Consider the following 21,255-nt stretch of genomic DNA (forward strand, 5'->3'; position numbering starts at 1 on the left):
GAAGCGCACGGTGAGTCGCTCACCCTTCCTCGGTGGCCGCGTATCCGGTGTCCCATTCGCCATATTCGCACCCCTCCTCCTTCGTCGTCGTGCTTCGAATCTGCCTGCACATATTGGCTCCGTATACATGAGACGCAAGCAACCTATTCGTCAGACATCGCTGGCGCTCGTCTTCCTCATAGGGCTTGCGGGGGGAGGGCTGCGCCCTCCCCCTCGACCCCCACCTACAAGCGCCCGCGCTCTGCGCTACCCGCTTGAGCGCGAGCACGAGGAGGCTCCACCACCGACGGTGGCGGAGCCTCCCGCCCGCCCAGCAGGACATCAGTCGTCAACGGACTGGCTGCCCGGATGCGCCGCAGCCGGCATCTGATCCTGCTGTCCGAGAGCCCCTGACGTGGAGGTGCCCTGAGCGCGCGCCCGCCGGTCCTTCACGTCACTGGTGATGGCCTTCCGCGCGTCCTTCCTGAGCCTTCCGTACGCTTCGGGATCGCTCTTTTCGAGGAGCACGAGCATCCTGTCCTTGATCCGTGCCTCTTCCTTCTCCTGACGAAACTTGAGGCTCGACAACTTGGCTGCGGTGTCCTCTTCCACGATCGCCATTTCGGCTTCAAGGTGGGTGAGGCCGCCTTCGATCTTTTCCGTCATGCGCTGACGCTTGGTCAACTTCTGAGCCATGATGTTCATCCTTTTCTGCTTGCAGGATCGTTGATGTTGTTGGTTCGTTGGTACTGACCGAGTGCCACCTCCGGCGTCACTCCTCGACGTCCGCTGCCCGGGTCGTCGTAGTGAGTGGGTTGACCTCTTCGCCGTCATCGTCACCGCGCTTCACCATGAACCCGAGGGCCGTGGCGATGAGAGAGGGGAAGATGATCAGCGATGCGAGGAGGGCTGCTCCTGCTCCTGCGATCCACACGTTTGAGAAGATCGTGAGCCCGAAGCTGATACCCCAACGGGCGATCATGAATCCGACGGTGTAGCCCATCGCCAGCAGTGCCAGCCGCCAGATCGGCGAGCGTGCCTGCCACTGCTCGAACTCCGCAGCCATCGTGCGCAGAAGTCCCTTGGTGCCTTCGAACTCCGAGGTCTTGCGCTTGGGCAGGCGCAGCAGTCCGTTGAGCATCAACAGACGGCCCAGCTGCACGAGGAACATCGTGAGCATCGTGGCGGCGAACTCCAGCCAACCGTTTTTGGCCAGCGCATAGGCGACCATTCCGATGGCACCGCACGCCAGTAACGTGGCGATGATCTGGTAAGGGCGTTCGCCTGAATGAATGTGAACGGCGACGTTAGGCGCTTCCTTGTTCTTGCGTCCCATGTCGGGGACCCCTTTCGAAGATGAGCTGCGATAGCGCCTTCACTACAGGCACCTATTGCGGTTCAGCGGGACGGACTCTCCAGTTCGTCATCGCTGTAGATCTCGACCTCAACCGGAGCGATCTCCGGCTCGGGATCGGGAGCTGCCGCGACCGGCTGCTCCGTCGTTTCGTAGTGCTCAGACGCATCGCCGACCTCGATCGGGTTGATGGCCACCTCGCTGGTGGGTACCTCAATGACGACCTTCTCCATGCGTGAGCCCGACTGCTTATGCCGACGAGCTACCGCAGGCCAACCGAACGCCCGAGTGAGCCATGCGGTCCACAGGACACCCAGCACACCTTCGATGGCGCCAAAGGTCGCCAGGGCACCCGTGGCACCCTCTGGGACCCACTGACGGCCGACCAGCCAGACGATGATCCCGAGGATCAAAGCGATGCCGATGAACGGCCCAGGGGCGAGCCGGCCCCATCGAGGAGCCATCAGCCATCCGATGCCGTAGGCAATGCGGGAGACGAGAAGAGCGGGGCCGACGAGGATCAACATCACCAGCACCCAGCCGACCGTGAAGAACACCCACCCGAGGGTGTTGGCGGCGCCCTCCTCCCGAAAGATCGAGCGATAGATGATGCTGCGAGTGGTGACCTCCGACGAGGTCGCGTCACCGGCACCGGATTCGTAGCGGTCGTGTCGACGGGCAGTGCGCATGAGCTTCTCGCCCCGACGGCGTGCGCCCAGCGAGTGACCGGCGCGAGCGAGGATCCAGGAACCCCTGTCCTTCTCCCAGCGATCAGCCATTGCTCTCGGCCTCCTCCACCGGCGCGTAGGTGACTCCGTCGACGATGCAGACCTGCTCGGCCTCCTCCGGGGCCTCTGCCATCTCGCAAACCCGGCCACCGCCACCGGAGACGCCGGCCGCGATCCCAAGCACGAAGACCCCGCCGAGCACGACCAGAACAACCACTGTCGCGACGATGTACTTACCCATTCGGACCACCTCTTCCGGTTTTCGTAGTGTTGTAGTCGTTACAAGGTTACTATACTGTTATTGTTGTTGCAAGGTAATTAGGAGAGAGGAAAAGATGAGCCAGAAGACCCGACTCGCAACGACCATCCCCGCCGAGGTGGACACAGTGATCCGAGCCCTTGCCGCGGAACGCCGGACCAACCTCTCAGCGGTCGTCACCGGCCTACTCAGGCACGCACTGAAAAATCCAGAAGATCCTGATCTCATCGCCATCCTCGACAGCGAGGTGGCCGCTTCCAGAGCCGAGCGCGCGTCCATAGGCCGACGCGCCATGAACATCCGTTACGACAAGAAACCGGAGGACTGACCAATGGGACTGTTCGCCCCCAATACCGCCTACAAGCCGCCTCCCACCCCGTTCGGCGGCTTCATCGAGAACAAGGCAGCCATCACTGCACCGCACCTACTTGTCTCAGGGCCTTCAGGCGTCGGTAAGAGCCGACGCGTCCTCGGACCCGGCATCCTCATGTGGCGCGGCCCGGTGGTTGCCGTGAGCTCGAAGCCCGATCTCATCGACCTGTGTCTCGAGAAGCGTCTTGCATGGGGCGGCGAGGGTCGCACCTACGTCCTCGATCTCTCCGGCGAGGTCCCGGATGACATCCTTCCCGCGGGGGTGGAGAAGGTAGTCATCGACCCCACGGCCCTCATCCGCAACGATGATGACGCCCTCGACCTGGCGAGCATCCTTATGCAGTCCGGTGCGGCGGGCGCAGGCGGCGGGTCCGGGTCAGGTGGTGGCGATCCCTTCTGGGAGAACATCTCCACCGCACCGCTGGCCGCACTTCTGCGCGCGACTGGCACGCGCGGCATCTCATGGGCGCGAGCTGCCGTCGGTCGACTCGACCCTGACGAGGTCGAAGGCCAGGGCTCGGAGGACGACGGGGGAGCGGTCGAAAGCACCCTCGATCCTGAGACGCCCTGCTGGATCAATGCCATCGGCGACCTCGAGGACAGCTCACCCATGCTGGCAAGTGAGCTCTCATCCGCCTCTCAGCTCGACCCCAAGATGCGCGATTCGATCATGGTCACCATGAAATCCGCGGTCGCACCGTGGCTGCGCTCGACGGTGGCCGGCAATCGCAACCTGCGGGCGTTCACTCCGGACCTGCTGGCACACCCCGGATCCACTCTGTTCATGGTTGCTCCGGCGACGGGGGTCGCGGCGGGCGCGGCCGTCTCCTGCGTCGACTTCATCTCCAAGCGCTGGCGGGCGAACCAGACAGAGCAGGCCAAGCTGCCCAGGTTGCTGATGGTCGTCGACGAGCTGTGCAACACGATGCCGTGGCCCAAGTTGCCCACGGTGGTCACGGAGTCCCGTGCCATGGGCATCCATCTACTTTGTGCCGTGCAGGCCACCAGCCAGTTCTCCAAGCGCTATGGCCCCGAGGGCATGAACGAGCTTCGCGACGTGTTTCCCGCAACGCTGTGCCTGGTGGGAGCCGCAGAGAAGGACATGCTGGAGAAGGCCGCGTGGTGGTACGGCCAGAGCGAGAGGCACAAGACGTCGACCGACCACTTGGGCAGGCAGTCACAGTCCTCCGAGAAGACCGACACCATGACTGCGACCGACCTGCTGCCTCGTTCAATCGACGAGGGCCGGCTGCTGCGGGGAACCCGACCAGGACACAGCGGTGGTGCGGTCAACGAGGCCGGGCTCTTGGTGACTCTCGTGGACATCGACTCCATCCCCTTTGCCCCTGTCAAGGGCAAGGGCAAGTGACCGCACGCGAAGGCCCCGCTACCTTCGCGGCAGCGGGGCCCTGCTTCTAATCGATCCGGGTCACCGGCTCAGAACCTCCTTCTCGCGCTCACCCTCCTGCTTGCGGGCCTGGACTGCCTTCTCCTTCTCGCTGACTGGCTTGCGCTCGACGGTCTTCGCTGACTCCGAAGCAGCCTTTCCCTTCTCTGAGCGCGAATGATCCTTGGCGGCCTGCTCGGACGCCGCACGCTCCCTCTGTTCACGGGCGCGACGGCGAGCGACCTCCTGCTGCCGCTGCGCCTCCTTGTACTCGGCGGAGCCCTTGGCCTCCTCGCCGAACTTGTGCTCGACGGCCTTTTCCCCACCCTCGCTCATGAGGCGACGGATCTCCTTCACACGATCCTTGTCGATCTTCTGCTGCTGAACTGCTGCTGCCTGGTTCATTGGTCCTCCTCAGGACTACTGCCGCCTGTCGACGATGTCGAGAATCCGCACATCGTGTTCCAAGCAGTTGTCGATCACCTGCTTGTCGTGCTCGCTGCATGCCCAGAACGAATGCCAGTGCGCGACGACTTCCCACACCGCTGGAGCGTCGCACCGCTCGCACGTGCTGCGTTCCACCGCTTCACCCCCTCTCCTTGTCATATCGACCCGTCCCCGACAACGCTGCGTAGAGGGTCGATCTTGAGACCTTGAGGTCTCGGGCCACCACGGCCTTGGGGACACCGTCAGAGACCCGGCGCCGGGCCTGGGCGATCTGATCGTCGGTGAGCTTGGTGCCACGGTCATAGACACCACGGGCCTTCGCTGCGGCGATGCCCTCGGCTTGTCGGTCGCGGATCATCGCCCGTTCGAGTTCAGCCACGGCAGCGAGCACCGTGAGCATGAAGGTCCCCGTACGGTCGGCAGTGTTCAGTGCAGGCGTATCAACGAACTCAACGGCCACGTTCTTCTCGCGTAGATCCCGCACGATCTCGAGCAGGTCCAGTGCCGAGCGGGCGAGCCGGTCGGCACTTACCACCCGTACCGTGTCGCCCTCGCGGACATACGCGAGCATCTCCTGCAGCCGCGGCCGGGACTGAATGTCCTTGCCGCTGATCTTCTCCTCGAACACGCGGTCCACATCGCCCAACGCTGAAAGCTGCCGAGCAAGGTTCTGGTCGGCGGCGCTCACGCGTGCGTAACCCACGACTTGACCCGATGCGTTCGATGACATCTAAGACCTACTCTCAAATATGTATAACAACAGTTTACTACCACCCTATTGAACACACAATAGAGCGGTTACCGTAGCGTGCAATCAGGTACACCCTGTTGAACAGTGGTTGCCGATGAGCCTGATGTTGCATGATTAGGGAGTGAGCCATGATTCGAACCAAGAAGCTACCGCCGAACAGACAGCCCCCAATGTGCCGAGCGCACACGCAGGTACAGACGAGGAACACGTAGATGGCGGCAGTGCCAAATGGCGCACAGCCAGGCACTTGATTGCAGCCGTCTTATTGTTGGTGCTTGCCGTAGGTGCTCTCTGGTTCTACAAGGACTGCACAGTCACTCAGAGCGGCGGGGTCTCAACGAGGATCTGCACGCCCCCCACTGTCACGAGTGCCGGAGCCCTACTCGCGCTCTTTACCGTGCTCATGCTTCTCTGGCCGGATCTAGCAGAGATCACAGTGCTCGGAGTGACGCTGAGACGCAAAATCTCTAAAGCTGCCGACGATGCTGCTGCAGCAGATCGAAAGGTATCGCAAGTTGAGAACTTGCTTCAGTTGCAACAGATTCGAATTGATTCGGTTGTTTCGTCGAGCAGTGTTGCCAGCGCTAGCTCAAACAATACCTTCCATTTTTCCGGTGGGGAGTGGTCGCAGCAAGAATCAGAGCGCCTTAGGAAATACAAAGACGCCGTCTCGCCGGAGTCCGACGGCGAGAGTGATAGCGAATCGGTTCAGGCCACCTCTAATTACTCGGAAGATGACTTGGCGATGCATCTCATCCGAGAGTATGAGGAGCTGTCAAAGCTATTGAATATTGGTCCCTACAGGCCCAACGGCAAGGGCGATGGCTACCGCGGTGGCCCGAAGCTGGCGAACGAGCTCCGGTGGTTCGCAGAGGAGCAGTCTGCCGTAATAAATAACGTCCGGCGACTCCGAAACTCGATCGCGCATGGAGATAGGTTTAGTCGCGAGGACGTCGCGGCGGGTATCCAGGTCGTTGAATCACTCTTGAGTAAAGCCAAGGAGCTGCGCGGCAGCGTGATTTAAGTGATGTTTACGGGCACCTGCTCGGCTGCATGCACAGTATTCGTATATTGCTCGGCGGTGAAAGTGTGGGGATGCAATCCTCTAAGCGCCACCAGTCATCGACAACCAAGGGGGTGCGGAGCAATAGAGCTCGGACAAGTCACTAGCGTTCGACCACCGAAGTAAGCGCTGTTGAACAGTGGTGAAAGCCGACCGCGGCGGGGCACAGGCTGCCTGAGACAACTAGGCAGCTCTTATGCTTACCTTCCAGCTGTACCCCCTGCGCCGGCCCGCGGGGTCGACGAGTAAGCCACCCCCTGGCGAAGCCCCACCTGCAGAGGCAGCGAGAACACGTTGCGATCCGTGCAGCGATCCGACTCGCTAAATCGCAACACCGATCGCAACCTCGCGTACCGGGCCTGAGGGCCCGGGGATCAAGAGGCGCTGCCCTGCGGGCCGCGGCGGGACACAGCCGGCCTTCGGCCGGGTTTTCCATGGACCCAAGAGGCACAGAGCGTAGGTGTGATGAGCACAGTCTGCCTGTGGCAACCACCAGGCAGCTCGCACGTGCTCACCTGCCAGATGTGCCCCCCCCTGCGCCGGCCCGCAGGGCCGGAGAGTGAGTCCCCCTTGCGAAGCCCCGCCTGCGGAGGTAGCGAGGCCATGCTGCGATCCGCAACGCTAGATCGCAATGATGGCGCTATTTCGGGTGAGTTGGGTGAGTTGGGTGAGTTGAATGCAGAGAATCCTACGCGTGAAGATTTTTCTTTGCCGGGACAGTTCGTGTGCCTCCGGTAGGAATTTTTATGTACGAGTGGGGCTGCTGGGAACTCACCCAACTCACCCAACTCACTTTCCCACCTAATCCAACCTCGGGCACCAGTTGGCCCGGCCCCGCAATAGCTCCCACCATCCTTTATGGACTGACGGGCAAAGAGCAGCCCCGGAATCCGTTGAATCCGGGGCTGTCATCTGCCGGCAGCGGCTACGGCGCGAGCCCCCCGTGCCATGTACAGTCCGCGTCGTCACACATGCTCAACTCACGGTGGGATCGGTCTACCTCAGGCCACCTGTCCTTCTCGCTGCGATAGCAATCGGACCAGTCCCGACCACGGTCGGACTTCTCCGCCAGGATCGGCACAGGAGTCGCACCAGAGCTGATCCGGAAGTTGAACTGCAACGCCCGCAACACGGCCTCCTCGGCTTCGTCAGCAAGGTCACTGGGTACGCTCAGCACGATCTCGTCGTGCACGATCGCGCGCAGGCATGGCAGGAGCCACATCGGCAACCGCAAAACGCCCTCCATCATGAGATCCCGGGCCGTACCCTGCCCGATGGCCGCAGGTGCCTGCGTATACTCACTGCCCCGACGGATGCGAACGGGCCGGCCAAAGGCGTTCCAGACCAGGCCCTTGCGTTCAGCCCGGGTCCGTACCTCCTTCTTGAACCGGGCGAGTTCCGGGAACCTTGCGTCGAGCGTGTTGAGCAGCGATTGTGCCTCGAAGTGTCCGATCCCCGCAGAGGCAGCGAGACCCTTCGCGCCCATGCCATAGGTCGTCGCATGCGTCACTGGCTTGGCATCGTCACGGCGTCCGGGATCGCCGAACAGCTCGACGGCCATCTCGGTGTGGTAGTCCTTTCCCGGCTCAAAGGCAGAGATATAGGCAGGGTCCTGGCAATGCGCCGCGATGGCACGTGCATCGACCTGCGAGAGGTCGAAAGCGATCAGCACGTCGCCCGCGTCGGGTAACAGCAGTGACCTCTCCAAGACATTTGCCCGATCGCGCTTGCCCAGTACGGTCAGTCCCGGCTTGGTCACTGAGATCCGTCCGGATGTCTGCCGGGCAGCCACGGAAGGGTGTACACGCCCGTCGAGGGCCGTATGATCGCCGATCGTCTGGACGACCGAGCGCTCCCGACTGATGGCGCGAAGGACCCCGACCAGCTCGATCAGGGCAACGTTGTCGGGGTGCTCGTCCAACAGCGCAGCAAGTGCATCCTTATTCGTAGCCAAGGACCCCCCATCCGTCCGGGGAGGCTCGACTCCACAGTCCACAAAAGCCCGCTCGAGAGCTGCAATCCCTTCCTTGGACCGCTGCGGTGCCTTGCCGGTGGTCGGCAACCCGTAGAGACGCCCCAGGCTCTCCCGAAGGACAGCCACACGCTGCGCCTGTGCAGTCAGACGACGCTGGACCTCGCCAACGTCCACTTTGAACCCGTAGCGGGTGATGTGGTTCAGACGCCACATCACCTGGTGTTCCCGGCGGAGATATTCATCGAACCCCAGGTACGTGGACACCTCGCGGAGCACCTCCACGTCCTGAACGAGGTATGCACGGTACCGTTCATCGTCGGTCGGAATGGCATCGTATCCGCCGAACTCGTCGGCCAGTCCCTTGAGAGTGGATTCCCCACCAGTAGTCAGCTTGCCCACGAGGTCGAGCCGCTTGGCAATCGCATCGAGGCCGTACCGCCGGGCATCGATGGATCCTGACAGCGGCGGGTCGATATGCCGCGCCATCAAAAGCGTGTCGCGCACCCGGCCCTGCCCCACCAACAGGCCGACATCGAGACCATGCCAATGCTCCAGGGCCGCCAAGTCGAACCCGATGGCATTATGTGCAACCACCCGATCGGCGGAGCGCAGAACGGCGCACAGCTCATCCATGTCGGTCGTCAGCACGACAGGACCGTCGCCAAGTGCGTAACCGGCCAGCCGGCAGAAGCCGGACCCATAGGTGTAGAGCTCATCAGCCGAAGCCGTTTCGATGTCGAAGCAGACCGTCTTCATGATGCACCCCCGAGGTCTTCGATGACCGGCGTGAACCCTGCCGAACCCGAAGCATCGTCGAGATCGTCGATCTCGACCATTGCGCGACCGGGCTCATCTGGAACGGTTCTGCGGCCCGTGGGCACCGGAACAGTGTTGGCCACCGTCGGAGTCGCCGGAGAAGAAGACGTCGGACTGTACTCCTCGATCAACCAGTTCGTTCGACGAGCTTGCCCGACACCGTTGTTGATCAGGCGATGGCCGTCCCGCCAGCGGCCCACCTGGGTGGCCCAGGCCTTGCCAAGGGCACGGGGGTCGGTTTCTTTCAGAAGCCGCTCCAAACCGGGAGGGGTCTCCGCGTCGGCATCCGTCAGAAGCTTCTCGGACACACCCTTCGCGGTGAAAGGCCTCCCGACGGGACAGGTGTCGGCGAGCCAACTCAGATGCGCCGTCCAGCACTGTCCTTCGAAGTCAGCAACGTCACGCTGTTCGTCCATCCCTTCAAGGAAACCGGGGATGTCTGCCACAGCGAGAATGCCGCCAAGCACGTCCTGCCACCTCTCGAACGAGCCGAACCGGAAAGCACGGGGTGCCTCCGGCTGCCCACGATCGAACCAGGCGCGGACAAGGATGAGGCAAGCCCTCAACAGAGCAGGGCGATGCTCCCCGGCCCACTGCGGCAGGTCGTGCTTGAAGCCGTCCCGGTTCTGCGGATTGGGAACATCTGTGTGCAACCGGATCTGCACGACCCGTCGCGCGGTGTCACCTGAGATCTCCACGTGGTTGCCGGCGAAGAAGAAACAGGCCCGGTTGGGCATCTCGATCCGTTCGGTCACCCCGAGCTTGCGATCCGACCACGACTCGGCAGTGACACAGCCATTCAACACAGCGGAGTCCAGGCGATGCGTCTCGTCGAAGAAGACCGAAGTAGAACCGGCATACAGGTACGCCGTAAGGGCCTTCCGCATCTCATCCTCGTTATCTGGAAGCATCGCAAGATTGGGAGCACGCCCGGCCACCACGGTCGACATCGTCGAGGCGAGCTTCCCTTTGCCGACGCCGGGCTGGAGCCCGTTGATGACCAGTAGGGGGTTGGTCGGAACGAGTGGGCGGACCAAGGGCGAAAGAAGCGCGGCGACCGCATGCGCCATATCCGACTGATCCTGCAACAAGAAATCGACGAGAAGGTCTTTCGTCAGCAAGTCACGGGCCTCTGCGATGTCAGCATCGGTCGGGCTGTCGGGGACGCTGATACCAGCGATGTCATCTGCCAGGGCCACGTACAAACCGGTCTCGGGGTCATAACCCGTCTCGGTCACGATGGAACCATCTGGACGGACGACCGGCACTGCTGAGACGCCATCAAGGCGCTGGTAGCCACGGTATCGGCTGGCGGCAGCCTGCATCGTGTTGCTGTCCGGCCAGACGTGAGGGTGTGAACAGCCCGACTGTTCTTTGCTTTGATCACCGTCCACGGTGATCGCGGCCGAGGAAAGCAGGTCGTTGAACATGCCGGAGGTCACCGGCACGACCACCGGCCCGTCCCGATCGACCACGAGTCGAACGAGAGCCTCACCGCGACGGAACAGCTCCTTGCCCTCATAACGCTCACGCAGCACCGAGTCCACCTTGTCGACGACCATCTTGCGATCTTCGCCGATGTGGATAACCGGCCGCTCGTCGTCACGACGGGTCCTCGCCAGTGCACGCGCCGACCGCTCTGCCGCTTTGCGCTTGCGGTCTTCCTGAGTCTCCGCCCTCGGCGGGCTATCGGAAGGTTTGCTCTTGGCAGTGGCGATCCAGTCTTCGAACATCTCGAGGCGGTCGATGCTGCAGGGCATGCCGCCAAGCTGGTCATCCACTCCTGAGCTGCCGAACCCGACAACCCACACGTACTTCACGGACGAAGCCCGACGTGAACCGCAAGCCGCCCCCAAGGCTAGGGCGCCATCGTAGACCTGCCGCTTCGTTGCAGCATCGGCATCCGGAACGATGAGCACTTCCTGGTCCCGCACCACCTTGAGATGGAGGGAGGGACTACCGCCCCGCGACCAGCCCGTGATCCCGCAGATCCGGAAAATGGCCCAGCCCGCAGGAGCCCACGCATCGGCCGCCAAGGCCTGCTTGACGCCTTCCACGACAAGAACACCGATGGGCTTCTCCACCCCACGGACGACGGGAAGCTGTGGACTGTCCGGTCCGCCACCCCCGTCGGACGGACTGATGTACTTCATGGGCTCGCCTTCGGCGTCGATGACCGTGCCAGCCTGCGGCTTCACCTGCCCGGTCTCGCTGCCGTCCTGCTCCTGCATCGGGAAGACGAGTACCGGGAACACAGCATCACCGAACTTGGAGATCCATCGGGCCCAAGCGGGCAACTCATCCACCGTCTGCGCGCTGTGCACACCATGCTTCTCGGCGATCTCCGCTGGAATAGCACTGCCTGCCAGCTCCTGCGCGTGGTCGGGCACCAGATTCGAGTATGCGGCCAAGGGGGATGGTGAGTTGGGTTTGTACCCAGCCGCGCCACTCGTAGAGAAAACGTTCCTTCCGGATGCATCCCTTTGTCCCGGTAAAGAAGAATCTTCACGTGCATGATTCTCAGCACCCAACTCGCCATTGGGCCTCAGAACCCCGTACCGAGAGTCCGGGCCATGCGTTGACTCCGCCATCGAAGTATCATTGGGGATAGAGCCCGCCAGAGCTTCATCGATTGCCGTCTCGCTGCCAACCGCACCGGGGCGGTTTTCATTTGCCATCATTGCGATGCACCCCGCAGGATCGCGAGGATGAGCTCGCGACGCTCATGGGCGATCGGCGGCGCAATCGCAGCCGCGCGCTTCGCTGCTGCCTGCAATTCGCTGAACGCACGCTCAGCAGCAGACGCATCGCGCATCGAGTCAAGGTCAGAGCGCGATACGACGTACCTGCCGTCGCTCATCTCGCGGGGGAGTGCGCCACTCTTGACGCGTCGGCGCAGGGTGTCGATCGATCCATACCGGCGATTGCCATCGGCATCGCGGATCTCCGCGGCCTGCGAAAGGGTTAATGTGTCAGCCGTAATAGTGGCCATGTGTTCTCACTCCAGAGACGGCACGTAAAGCGTGCTCATGTCCCTGGCTGACACACTCACAGGTGGCGATCTATTTCTCGCCTGTGCTGCCAGATGGAGTCCTGCCGCAGTCTCTCCCAACTGCTGACGCTTACTCCGCCCGTTGTGGCTGGTCCTGCCTCGTACCGGGTTGATCTAGGTCCCTTGGTACTCGGTGGTGAGGTGGGCTGTCCTCGGACGTTCTCTTAAGGGGCTTGCGAGACCCCACACGTACTGTCGCCTGCCTAGTCAAGCGGTCGAACCTAGCATACGCAATCCTTAGCCGGATTGCCACCGGGACTTTCCACACTCCGCCACTCAGAGCGTCCCGCGCTAATGCCAGCCTGGATCAACGCGATCGTAGTTGATCCCCGTCTGACCTTTAGAGCCTTTGCCGACCGGGCTGATCCGCGGGCTCATCAGCGCCCGGATCACTCGACGTTTACTCACCAGTTCCAGCGTGTTCCACGCGCTGCGCACGTCGCCGCTGGCTGCGAGGTCAAGCACCAACGGATCGGTTGCTGTGAGGCGCTCGAGGCGTTTTTGCGCCTCCTCGATCCGCGGACGTACGAGGTCCTCCTGATCGAACAGAATCTCAGGACGGTTCCGCTGCGCTGCCTTGACGCCGACCTCTTCGAGATATTTGCGATCTTTTTCGATCCGGTCAATAAGTGCCTGTCGTTCATCGTCCACACCATGATCCTGCTGACCGAGCAGCGCGAGAAAGTCGGGACGTTCCAATCGCGCGAGCATGAGCTCGGTGACAACGACATCAAGATGCTCTTCCTTCATGGCGACGTGGAACCCGCTTTTGCCGGGAACGCCATGACAGAGGTACGTGTGGTAGTGCTCACGTGGAAGCTGCCCACCATCTTCGCCGTACTTTTTCTTGCCGAGGTTCTGCTTGCCAGCCCTCGTCCCTGAGCCGCAGATTCCACACACGGCAATTCCTGACAGCAGATGCTTTGCGGGCCAGTCGTTCGTCTTCTTACGTGCAGGGTTGTTCAGCAAGGGAACCAGCTTTTGTTCCCACTTCTCGGGGTCGATCAGTGCTGGCCACGCGCCGTCGGCAACGATCTCTCCACGGTGCTGACGTTTTCCGGCGTACGCAGCTGTCAAGAGCATCGACTTCACAGCAGGTGGAGTCCAACCGAGATGGGCACGATGCTCCTTGAAAGACGGGCGTCGTGGAGGGACATGGAGCTTGTTGAACGATTTTGCGATTGCGTACAACGACTCGCCTGCGAGTACTCGTCTCGCCGCTTCCTTAACGATCTTGGCCTGGTCCGGTTCCTCCTCGATGTGCTTAAGCAATCGAGACTTCTCGTCATAAACGCGGCGGTAGCCGTACAAGTTCTTCCCGTGCACACGGCCCTGCTCTGCAGCTGCACGTACATCTCGACGGATACGCTCTGATGATTTGGCCGACTCGTATTCCGAGTCCACTGCATCCTCGAGCATTGAGCGACGGTCTCGCGCGTTGGCGGGATCGTACTCACGACCATGAGTCGTGACAAGAACGCGGACGCCTCGCTCCTCGCACAACTCGATCAGGTTCACCCACTCACCAGTACGACGTGACCCGCGTGAGGACTCCCAGAGCACTAGAACATCGGCATCAAACCGTCCGTCTTCAAGGTCGTCCGCCAAGCGACGGAAGTCCTCTCGCGCCCTCGTCGCGTACTTCGACGCGCTCCTGTCGTCGTCACGGTATGGCTGCGGGTGAAGCTTCCAGCCGCGCTTGGCAACCGCACTCATGTTCTCGTTGTGCTGCTGGTCTGGTGACTTGCCTGTGCCGTGCCTGTCCCGGGAGACCCGCAGGTACTCCCGAGCCACTGTCTGCTTGCTTGGGCGCTGGTCCTGATTCTGCATAGTTTGTACCCACCTCTCTTCTAAAGTATATCTGGGGCCAACGTGGCGATGATCCTGGGGAGCGTGTTGTGGTTATGCCGGTTCTGCGGGGTCAACCGGTGGCTGGCCTTGGGGGCATCGCTGCTGACTCTGGTCGGCTTCGTCATCCTGGTCCATCCCGAACCCAGCGTCATCCGTGCCGCCGTGATGGGTGCCGTCGGCGCCGTCGCCGTCTACCTCGGCAGAGGCCGCCAGGCGTTGACTGCGCTTTGCCTCTGCGTCTGCGGCGTTTTGGCGTGGGATCCGTGGTACGCCCGAGAGCCCGCCTTTCAGCTCTCGGCCCTGGCGACCGCCGGAATCGTCCTCATGGGCCAACGGTTGGGTGCGCTGGGGCGCCGCATCATGCCTGGCTGGTTGGCAGATGGCGTGGCCATCAGCACCAGCGCCCAGCTCTTCTGCCTCCCTGTTTTGCTGGGCATGAACCCTGCGTTCAGTCTGTATGCGGTGCCGGCGAATGTTGTGGCTGCGCCCATTGTCCCGCTGGTCACCGTGGTGGGGATGTCGGCCTTGGTGCTGTGTGCCGTACCGGGCCCCTGGGCCCAGCCACTCATCTGGATCGCGGGCATCCCCACCGACTGGATCGGGAAGCTGGGCAACCTGATCAACGGCCTGCCCGCAGCGTTGCTGCCGTGGCCAGAAGGTTTGGGTGGACGGGGAGCCGCAGTCCTGCTGGCCTCTCTGGCCCTGATCTCGGTCTGGCTCGCCGCAACGCCGCCGGTCGGGGGAGCCCAGAAAGACACCGAGGCCAGTCGGCCGCGCCAGCAAGCTCTCACTGCCTGGTTGGTACCGGGCAACGAGCACTTCGCCGCCCCCGGCCGGCGAACCGTTGCCGTCGCCGCAGCGCTAGGGTGCCTGGGATTGCTGGCCGGGATCACGGTCCCGGCCACCAGCTGGTGGCCACCCCCGCAGGACGGCTGGCAGGTCGCGGCCTGCGATGTTGGACAAGGGGATTCCTTTGTCCTGCGCTCCGCCCCCGATCACGCAGTACTGATCGACACCGGTACGGAGCCCGCCATCGTTGATGACTGCCTCAGCGAGCTCGGTGTCCACACCATTGATGCCCTCTTCATCACCCATTTGCATGCCGACCATGCTGGCGGGGTGGCGGGCGCCGTCCGTGGCAGGACGGTGGAGCGTGCGTTTTTCTCCACGGGAACCAACAGCACGGAACTCCCGGGGTTGCCACCTGGGCTGGAAGCCACGAAACCGCCCGTCGGAGACAGCGGGACGGCCGGTCCAGTCAGTTGGGAAGTGATCGGCCCCATCGGAGACCCCCGGGGTGAGGAAGAAAATGATGCCTCACTCGTCGTCGTCTTCACGATCGCCGGGCACGGGCTGCCGACCTTCACCCTTCTGGCCACCGGCGACCTGGAGGAGGAGGCGATGGATGCGGTCATCCGCACCCAGCCCGATCTTCGGGTAGACGTGTTGAAGGTCAGCCACCATGGGGCGAAAAACGGCGGGACCGCCATCATCGATCATTCCGGTGCCCGGGTGGCGCTGATCGGTGTCGGGGCCGAGAACAGCTACGGACACCCCACACCGATGATCCTCAAGGCATTGCACCAAGCAGGTATGCATTGCTTCCGCACGGATCTTAACGGCACCATCCGGTTGCGGGCTTCCCGCACAGGCGAGTTGATCGTCACCGGAAGGTCGGCACCGGCCTCGGGACGATAGGATGCAATGTCAGACTCCAACGGAAGGTGGATCAGGGTGGCCAATAAGTCCGCGGGAGGATCCCGGGTTACGGGAACGCGAACACAGGATCGCACGGGCTGGCGTCAGGTGGCCCCCGCCCCCCTGGTTCTTCTCCAGGGGCCAGAGAACTACATCGCGGGCCGTGTTTTTGAAGCGATCCGCCAGCAGGTGCGCAAACGCGACGGGAACGCCGAGATCACCGCTTTCGATGCCTCCACGTATCAGCGTGGTGAGCTGCTTCTGGCGGCCAGCCCCTCCCTTTTCGGTGAAGCGAAGATCATCGAGGCCACCTCCTTGGCCACCATGAACGAAGACTTCCTTGAAGACGCGCTCGCCTACGCAGCATCACCCGCGGACGACGTGGTGATGGTCTTGCACCATTCGGGTGGGAATCGGGGCAAGAAGGTACTTGATGCGCTCAAGGCCGCCGGTGCCGGGGTCATCGACTGCCAACCCCTGAAAAGGGATTCCGAGAAGGTCGACTTCGTGTCCCAGGAATTCAAGGCGGCCGGCCGCCGCATTCTGCCCGAGGCAACGCGGGCCCTCGTGGCAGCGGTTGGTACCGATCTGGGGGAATTGGCGGCGGCTTGCTCCCAATTAATTCAGGACACCACCGGTGAGGTTGATCAGGAGACCGTGGACCGGTATTTCGGTGGACGGGTGGAAGCCACCGGCTTCAAGGTCGCCGATGCCGCCCTCTCCGGTCGCGGGCCAGCCGCCTTGGGGACGCTACGCCATGCCCTGGCCACCGGCACGGATCCGGTGCCGATCGTCGCCGCATTGGCCATGAAGCTCCGTCAAGTGGCCAAGGTCTCCGGGCAACGCCGTTCCGCTGGTGCCATGGCTCAGGAGTTCGGCATGGCGCCATGGCAGATCCAGCAGGCGCAGGAGCAGGCGAGGTATTTCTCAGCGGATGACCTGGTGCGTTGCCTGAGGCTGGTTGCCGAGGCCGACGCCCAAGTCAAGGGGGCTTCGCGGGATCCGCATTATGCGGTTGAGCGTGCCGTGACCGGTATCGCCTTGGCCGCGCAGCGCTGATGAGTCGCCCTCGGGCAGTTAAACGAAGAAGCCGCTTCCGGTTGACCGGAAGCGGCTTCTCACGATGAAACCTTGAACGAGCTTTAGAGCGCGTTGACCTTCTTGGAGATGGCCGACTTGTGGTTCGCTGCGTTGTTCTTGTGCAGGACACCCTTGGAGACAGCCTTGTCGAGCTTGCGACCGGCAACGCTCAGAGCTGCGGTCGCAGCATCCTTATCAGCCTTGGTCACGGCCTGCTTGACAGCGCGGATGGCGGTCTTCACATCCGAACGAACTGCCGCGTTGTTGGCGCGGGCCTTCTCGTTGGTGAGGATGCGCTTCTTCTGAGATTTGATGTTTGCCACTAGTTTAAACTCTCTTGCTTTCGCGGAAAATGGTCGGTGAGGGTCCCTCCCGAGCCATCGACTGAGCGGCGTGGGGATACCTATGGCGACCCGGGAGAAGTGCCCGTCGACCTGCGCGGACACACAGCAAGCAATCCTAGCAGCTATGCCCGGTCGTCGCGATTCGACACCGGCTGAGGCGGGTCGGGGATTCTGTTGAGATCAACTTGCTTTTCCACCTGAGCGGCACCCTTCGCCTCGACAACTGTGGCGGTAACCGACGGAGAAAGGTACCCGTTTCACGCGGGACGGCTCAGGCTTCCCTCAGGGCCCGGCTGACCCGTTCGAAGGCCTGCCGACCCAGCACGGCACCTTCGCGACGAATGGCCTGGGGGTCAACGCGGATCACCCGATCAATTTTTACTTCGCTGGGCCTGCCCTGCCGGTCCCAGGCTCCGGTTCCGATATCAACGTAGTCCGCGTCACGGTGATGGGGGTTGTCATGGTCCCGGGAGGTCAGCATCAGGGCCAGGAGTAGTTCCCCGTCGCGGCCCACCAGAAGGACGGGGCGGTCCTTGCCCTGGGTTGGGTCCTCCTCATAGGGGACCCACGTCCACACGATTTCCCCGGGGTCCGGGAGGCCATCGGGTTGCGGGGCATATCTGGGTGTGAACCTGCCGGTGTAGTCCCCGGGGTAGGGTCGTTCGGCCCACTGCCCCGACGATTGCTGCGGCGCAGTTCCGGGGCTCTGTGAGCGTTGCGTTGTGCTGCCTTGACTGGACCGAAAGAGCCGGATCGCTTGGGAACCAAGTCGAACAATTTTCCTCATACTGCGCGCACTGATCTGCATGCGCCTACGGTAACAGCGGTCCGCCACGCCCGCTTCGGGGACCGGCTTGAGGCCGAATCGTGGAACAATGAGGATCTGTGGTGCAACCGCGCCCACCATCAGTCCCATCAAGAACCCCAGAGTGAGGTCACCTACGTGTCACCCATGGCCCGCACCGCACCGGTGCCTGCCGCAACCGATCCGGCGATCCTCAGGAACTTCTGCATCATCGCCCATATCGACCACGGGAAGTCCACCTTGGCCGACCGGATGCTGCAATCCACGGGGATCGTCTCCCAGCGTGAGATGAAGGCACAATACCTGGACCGGATGGATATCGAGCGTGAGCGCGGCATCACCATCAAATCCCAGGCCGTTCGCATGCCGTGGGAAGTCGATGGCGTCTCCTATGCACTGAACATGATCGACACCCCGGGCCACGTCGACTTCACCTATGAGGTGTCCCGGTCGCTGGCAGCCAGCGAGGGAGCGATCCTACTGGTCGATGCCGCCCAGGGGATCGAAGCCCAGACTCTGGCCAACCTCTACCTGGCCATGGAAAACGATCTGACGATCATCCCTGTGCTCAATAAGATCGATCTTCCAGCCGCGCAACCCGAGAAGTATGCCGCCGAAATTGCCGGACTCATTGGGGGCAACCCTGAGGACGTGTTGAAGGTCTCGGGAAAGACCGGCGAAGGCGTCGACGCGCTGTTGGACAAAATCGTGCGCGACCTACCGCCTCCGGTCGGCAATGCCGATGCCCCGGCCCGAGCCATGATCTTCGACTCCGTCTACGACACCTACCGCGGTGTCGTCACGTACGTCCGAGTCGTCGACGGGAAGTTGAGCCCGCGCGAAAAGGTCCAGATGATGTCCACGCGCACCGCCCATGAGGTGCTCGAGATCGGGGTATCTTCGCCCGAACCGACACCTTGCAAAGGCCTGGGCGTCGGCGAGGTCGGCTACCTGATCACCGGTGTGAAGGACGTCCGGCTGTCAAAGGTCGGCGACACCATCACCTCCTTCGTCAATCCCGCTCCGGAGTCCCTCGGCGGTTACGAGGATCCCAAACCGATGGTCTTCTCCGGGCTGTACCCGATCGACGGATCGGATTACCCGGTCTTGCGCGATGCCCTGGACAAGCTCCTGCTCAACGACGCGGCACTGACCTTCGAACCGGAAACCTCGGTAGCCCTGGGCTTCGGCTTCCGCGTGGGTTTCCTGGGTCTGCTGCACCTGGAAATCACGCGTGAACGCCTGGAAAGCGAGTTCAACCTGGATCTCATTTCCACGGCCCCCAACGTCATCTACGACGTGGTGACCGAGGATAAGTCGGTGGTCACCGTGACCAACCCCAGCGAGTTCCCTGCCGGCAAGATCCAAGAAGTCCGCGAACCGATGGTGGCCGGCACGATCCTGACCCCGAATGAATTCGTCGGCTCGGTCATGGAACTATGCCAATCACGACGCGGCCAGATGCTCGGCATGGATTATCTCTCCGAGGACCGGGTGGAACTGCGGTACTTGCTCCCGCTGGCGGAAATCGTGTTCGATTTCTTCGATTTCCTCAAATCCAAGACGCGCGGCTATGCCTCCTTCGACTGGAAGGCAGAGGGCGAACAGGTCGCCGATCTGGTCAAGGTCGACATCCTGCTCCAGGGTGAGGCGGTGGACGCGTTCAGCGCGATCACCCATAAGGACAAGGCCTACCCCTATGGGGTCATGATGACCCGCAAGCTGCGCGAACTCATTCCGCGCCAGCAGTTCGAGGTCCCCATCCAGGCAGCCATCGGCTCGCGGATCATCGCCCGTGAATCCGTCCGGGCCATCCGCAAGGACGTACTGGCCAAATGCTACGGCGGCGATATCTCGCGTAAGCGCAAACTGCTCGAAAAGCAGAAGGAAGGCAAAAAGCGCATGAAGATGGTCGGCCGTGTCGAGGTCCCGCAGGAAGCCTTCATTGCGGCACTGTCCTCCGAAGGTTCCGCGGATAAGGCCAAGAAGTAGTCTTCATGCCTTCAGCTTTGCCCCTCGGGGATCCGGCGCCGGCCGATGGCCTGCTGCCTGCCAGCACCATCGACGGCGCCACCGAACGCGACTTCTGCATCTATGTGCATATCCCGTTCTGTGCCGTCCGTTGCGGATACTGCGACTTCAACACCTATACGGCTCATGAACTCGGCTCCGGTTCCAGTCAGGACACCTATGCAGCGGCAGCCTCCGCCGAACTCGAGTTCGGCGGAGGCGTGCTGCGTGCCAGCGGGTTGCCCGACCGGAAAGTCTCCACCGTTTTCTTCGGCGGCGGAACCCCGACCCTGTTGCCTGCAGAAGACTTGGCCTCGGTCCTGGAAACGATCCGCGAGACCTGGGGTCTGGTGGACGGCGCCGAAATCACCACGGAAGCGAACCCGGACTCCGTCACCTTCGAATCGCTCAGCACGCTGGCCGACGCCGGTTTCACCCGGGTGTCCTTCGGTATGCAGTCAGCCGTTCCTCACGTGCTGAAGACCTTGGACCGCACGCACCGCCCCGAGGGGGTCGGGCAGGCCGTGGCTTGGGCGCGCGAAGCCGGACTCGCTGTCAGCGTGGACTTGATCTACGGGGTACCGGGGGAGTCTCTGGACGATTGGCGGGCCTCCCTGCTGACGGCGCTGTCCTACGAACCCGACCATATTTCTGCCTACGCCCTCATCATCGAGGCCGGAACCCGGCTGGCCGCCCAGATTCGCCGCGGCGAAGTCGCGGATATCGATGACGACGACCACGCAGATAAGTATCTCCTGGCCGAAGAACTGCTCACCGCCGCAGGGTTCTCCTGGTATGAGGTCAGCAACTGGAGCCGCACCGAGGCGACCCGGTGCCGTCACAACATGGCCTATTGGAAGGGCGCCGACTGGTGGGGTGCCGGACCCGGAGCGCATTCGCATGTGGGCGGTCTACGCTGGTGGAACGTGAAGCATCCTGCGGCCTACCAACAGCGTATCGACGCCGGCACATCCCCTGCCGCTGGACGCGAAACCCCTGATGAGCAGGCTCGCCTGCTCGAACGCACGATGCTGTTGACCCGCATCGTCGACGGTCTACCCGTTTCGGAGCTGCCGTCCTCGGGACGCCAGGCAGTGGCCGGACTCATCGCCGACGGGCTCATTGACGGATCGGCAGCCGTGCGGGGACAGGTCATCCCGACCTTGAATGGTCGCCTGCTCGCCGATTCCATCGTGCGTCGGCTGCTGGACTTCTAGGAGAGATGCTCCCGGACGGGTGCAGGCCCGGGAACAAGGTTCCCGGGCCTGCACGAATATTTCCTGA

The 21,255-nt window shown here is 62.5% G+C and carries 20 protein-coding genes; 7 read left to right on the forward strand and 13 right to left on the reverse strand.

The genetic code is table 11. The features are described 5' to 3' along the window. Nucleotides 1-321: 321 nt before the first annotated feature. The 4 genes from CIK75_RS02150 to CIK75_RS02165 all read right to left on the reverse strand — a co-directional run bounded on the left by CIK75_RS02150 (nt 322) and on the right by CIK75_RS02165 (nt 2,302). A complete protein-coding gene (locus CIK75_RS02150) occupies nt 322-675 on the reverse strand; it encodes a hypothetical protein (protein ID WP_096223083.1) in 354 nt (117 codons plus the stop codon). A 76-nt stretch (nt 676-751) separates the two neighbouring features. Beyond that, entirely contained in the window at nt 752-1,315 is a 564-nt protein-coding gene (locus CIK75_RS02155; protein ID WP_096223084.1) for a hypothetical protein, read from the reverse strand. Nucleotides 1,316-1,377: 62 nt separating this feature from the next. Then, the gene (locus tag CIK75_RS02160; RefSeq protein WP_096223085.1) at nt 1,378-2,112 is read right to left on the reverse strand and encodes a hypothetical protein; all 735 of its coding nucleotides are present in this window, start codon (nt 2,110-2,112) and stop codon (nt 1,378-1,380) included. Beyond that, on the reverse strand, nt 2,105-2,302 hold the full coding sequence (locus tag CIK75_RS02165) for a hypothetical protein (protein WP_096223086.1): 198 nt from the start codon (nt 2,300-2,302) through the stop codon (nt 2,105-2,107). The genes CIK75_RS02160 and CIK75_RS02165 overlap by 8 nt, the downstream gene beginning before the upstream one ends. 94 nt (nt 2,303-2,396) lie before the next feature. On the opposite strand from CIK75_RS02165, the gene CIK75_RS02170 reads away from it, so the two are divergent. Then, entirely contained in the window at nt 2,397-2,648 is a 252-nt protein-coding gene (locus CIK75_RS02170; RefSeq protein ID WP_096223087.1) for a hypothetical protein, read from the forward strand. A 3-nt stretch (nt 2,649-2,651) separates the two neighbouring features. Beyond that, nucleotides 2,652-4,061, forward strand: coding sequence for a TraM recognition domain-containing protein (locus CIK75_RS02175; protein ID WP_096223088.1), 1,410 nt, complete (start codon nt 2,652-2,654; stop codon nt 4,059-4,061). A 60-nt stretch (nt 4,062-4,121) separates the two neighbouring features. Here CIK75_RS02175 and CIK75_RS02180 read toward each other — a convergent pair whose 3' ends face one another. Genes CIK75_RS02180 through CIK75_RS02185 form a run of 3 tightly spaced genes read right to left on the reverse strand, consistent with a single transcriptional unit; the run spans nt 4,122 to nt 5,256 of the window. Continuing rightward, nucleotides 4,122-4,484 (reverse strand): hypothetical protein, encoded by a 363-nt coding sequence (locus CIK75_RS02180; RefSeq protein ID WP_096223089.1) that lies wholly within the window; start codon nt 4,482-4,484, stop codon nt 4,122-4,124. Between the two features lie 15 nt (nt 4,485-4,499). Then, nucleotides 4,500-4,661 carry a hypothetical protein gene (locus CIK75_RS16135; RefSeq protein ID WP_158225866.1) on the reverse strand — a complete coding sequence of 54 codons (162 nt, stop codon included), beginning with the start codon at nt 4,659-4,661 and terminating at the stop codon, nt 4,500-4,502. Nucleotides 4,662-4,665: 4 nt separating this feature from the next. Then, on the reverse strand, nt 4,666-5,256 hold the full coding sequence (locus CIK75_RS02185; RefSeq protein WP_096223090.1) for a recombinase family protein: 591 nt from the start codon (nt 5,254-5,256) through the stop codon (nt 4,666-4,668). 142 nt (nt 5,257-5,398) lie between these two features. Here CIK75_RS02185 and CIK75_RS02190 point away from each other — a divergent pair, with 142 nt between their 5' ends. Then, nucleotides 5,399-6,301, forward strand: coding sequence for a hypothetical protein (locus CIK75_RS02190; RefSeq protein WP_143413242.1), 903 nt, complete (start codon nt 5,399-5,401; stop codon nt 6,299-6,301). Nucleotides 6,302-7,265: 964 nt separating this feature from the next. Here the strand turns inward: CIK75_RS02190 and CIK75_RS02195 are convergent. The 4 genes from CIK75_RS02195 to CIK75_RS02210 all read right to left on the reverse strand — a co-directional run bounded on the left by CIK75_RS02195 (nt 7,266) and on the right by CIK75_RS02210 (nt 14,013). Further along, nucleotides 7,266-9,071: a DNA polymerase gene (locus tag CIK75_RS02195; protein WP_096223092.1), complete on the reverse strand. Its 1,806-nt coding sequence runs from the start codon at nt 9,069-9,071 to the stop codon at nt 7,266-7,268. Continuing rightward, complete coding sequence (locus tag CIK75_RS02200) at nt 9,068-11,542, reverse strand: hypothetical protein (protein WP_143413243.1); 2,475 nt, start codon at nt 11,540-11,542, stop codon at nt 9,068-9,070. The genes CIK75_RS02195 and CIK75_RS02200 overlap by 4 nt, the downstream gene beginning before the upstream one ends. A 266-nt stretch (nt 11,543-11,808) precedes the next feature. After that, the gene (locus CIK75_RS02205) at nt 11,809-12,123 is read right to left on the reverse strand and encodes a hypothetical protein (RefSeq protein ID WP_096223094.1); all 315 of its coding nucleotides are present in this window, start codon (nt 12,121-12,123) and stop codon (nt 11,809-11,811) included. Nucleotides 12,124-12,474: 351 nt separating this feature from the next. Further along, complete coding sequence (locus CIK75_RS02210) at nt 12,475-14,013, reverse strand: recombinase family protein (protein ID WP_096223095.1); 1,539 nt, start codon at nt 14,011-14,013, stop codon at nt 12,475-12,477. 27 nt (nt 14,014-14,040) lie between these two features. Here CIK75_RS02210 and CIK75_RS02215 point away from each other — a divergent pair, with 27 nt between their 5' ends. Both CIK75_RS02215 and holA read left to right on the forward strand, forming a co-directional pair. Beyond that, nucleotides 14,041-15,732, forward strand: a complete 1,692-nt coding sequence (locus CIK75_RS02215) for a ComEC/Rec2 family competence protein (protein ID WP_256382345.1) — start codon at nt 14,041-14,043, stop codon at nt 15,730-15,732. A gap of 6 nt (nt 15,733-15,738) precedes the next feature. Further along, nucleotides 15,739-16,791 carry a DNA polymerase III subunit delta gene (holA, locus tag CIK75_RS02220; protein ID WP_087000730.1) on the forward strand — a complete coding sequence of 351 codons (1,053 nt, stop codon included), beginning with the start codon at nt 15,739-15,741 and terminating at the stop codon, nt 16,789-16,791. An 83-nt stretch (nt 16,792-16,874) separates the two neighbouring features. Here the strand turns inward: holA and rpsT are convergent, their stop codons facing one another. Continuing rightward, nucleotides 16,875-17,135, reverse strand: coding sequence for a 30S ribosomal protein S20 (rpsT, locus tag CIK75_RS02225; RefSeq protein WP_087000732.1), 261 nt, complete (start codon nt 17,133-17,135; stop codon nt 16,875-16,877). A 292-nt stretch (nt 17,136-17,427) separates the two neighbouring features. Continuing rightward, nucleotides 17,428-17,943, reverse strand: a complete 516-nt coding sequence (locus CIK75_RS02230; protein ID WP_087000787.1) for a type II toxin-antitoxin system PemK/MazF family toxin — start codon at nt 17,941-17,943, stop codon at nt 17,428-17,430. Nucleotides 17,944-18,099: 156 nt separating this feature from the next. On the opposite strand from CIK75_RS02230, the gene lepA reads away from it, so the two are divergent. Continuing rightward, nucleotides 18,100-19,953 (forward strand): translation elongation factor 4, encoded by a 1,854-nt coding sequence (gene lepA / locus CIK75_RS02235; RefSeq protein ID WP_179204342.1) that lies wholly within the window; start codon nt 18,100-18,102, stop codon nt 19,951-19,953. A 5-nt stretch (nt 19,954-19,958) separates the two neighbouring features. Further along, nucleotides 19,959-21,188, forward strand: coding sequence for a radical SAM family heme chaperone HemW (gene hemW, locus CIK75_RS02240; RefSeq protein ID WP_087000741.1), 1,230 nt, complete (start codon nt 19,959-19,961; stop codon nt 21,186-21,188). Nucleotides 21,189-21,255 lie beyond the last annotated feature (67 nt).

Source organism: Glutamicibacter sp. BW78 (assembly GCF_002332245.1).
GTDB classification, from domain to species: Bacteria; Actinomycetota; Actinomycetes; order Actinomycetales; family Micrococcaceae; genus Arthrobacter_H; species Arthrobacter_H rhombi_A.

Excerpts from the sequence above, each read along its gene's own strand:
- CIK75_RS02170 (WP_096223087.1), top strand. The coding sequence starts at position 2,397 with ATGAGCCAGAAGACCCGACTCGCAACGACCATCCCCGCCGAGGTGGAC.
- CIK75_RS02180 (WP_096223089.1), bottom strand. The coding sequence starts at position 4,484 with ATGAACCAGGCAGCAGCAGTTCAGCAGCAGAAGATCGACAAGGATCGT.
- hemW (WP_087000741.1), top strand. The coding sequence starts at position 19,959 with ATGCCTTCAGCTTTGCCCCTCGGGGATCCGGCGCCGGCCGATGGCCTG.
- CIK75_RS02230 (WP_087000787.1), bottom strand. The coding sequence starts at position 17,943 with ATGAGGAAAATTGTTCGACTTGGTTCCCAAGCGATCCGGCTCTTTCGG.
- CIK75_RS02205 (WP_096223094.1), bottom strand. The coding sequence starts at position 12,123 with ATGGCCACTATTACGGCTGACACATTAACCCTTTCGCAGGCCGCGGAG.
- CIK75_RS02195 (WP_096223092.1), bottom strand. The coding sequence starts at position 9,071 with ATGAAGACGGTCTGCTTCGACATCGAAACGGCTTCGGCTGATGAGCTC.
- CIK75_RS02210 (WP_096223095.1), bottom strand. The coding sequence starts at position 14,013 with ATGCAGAATCAGGACCAGCGCCCAAGCAAGCAGACAGTGGCTCGGGAG.
- CIK75_RS02150 (WP_096223083.1), bottom strand. The coding sequence starts at position 675 with ATGGCTCAGAAGTTGACCAAGCGTCAGCGCATGACGGAAAAGATCGAA.
- holA (WP_087000730.1), top strand. The coding sequence starts at position 15,739 with ATGTCAGACTCCAACGGAAGGTGGATCAGGGTGGCCAATAAGTCCGCG.
- CIK75_RS02185 (WP_096223090.1), bottom strand. The coding sequence starts at position 5,256 with ATGTCATCGAACGCATCGGGTCAAGTCGTGGGTTACGCACGCGTGAGC.
- CIK75_RS02175 (WP_096223088.1), top strand. The coding sequence starts at position 2,652 with ATGGGACTGTTCGCCCCCAATACCGCCTACAAGCCGCCTCCCACCCCG.
- CIK75_RS02160 (WP_096223085.1), bottom strand. The coding sequence starts at position 2,112 with ATGGCTGATCGCTGGGAGAAGGACAGGGGTTCCTGGATCCTCGCTCGC.
- CIK75_RS02165 (WP_096223086.1), bottom strand. The coding sequence starts at position 2,302 with ATGGGTAAGTACATCGTCGCGACAGTGGTTGTTCTGGTCGTGCTCGGC.
- CIK75_RS02155 (WP_096223084.1), bottom strand. The coding sequence starts at position 1,315 with ATGGGACGCAAGAACAAGGAAGCGCCTAACGTCGCCGTTCACATTCAT.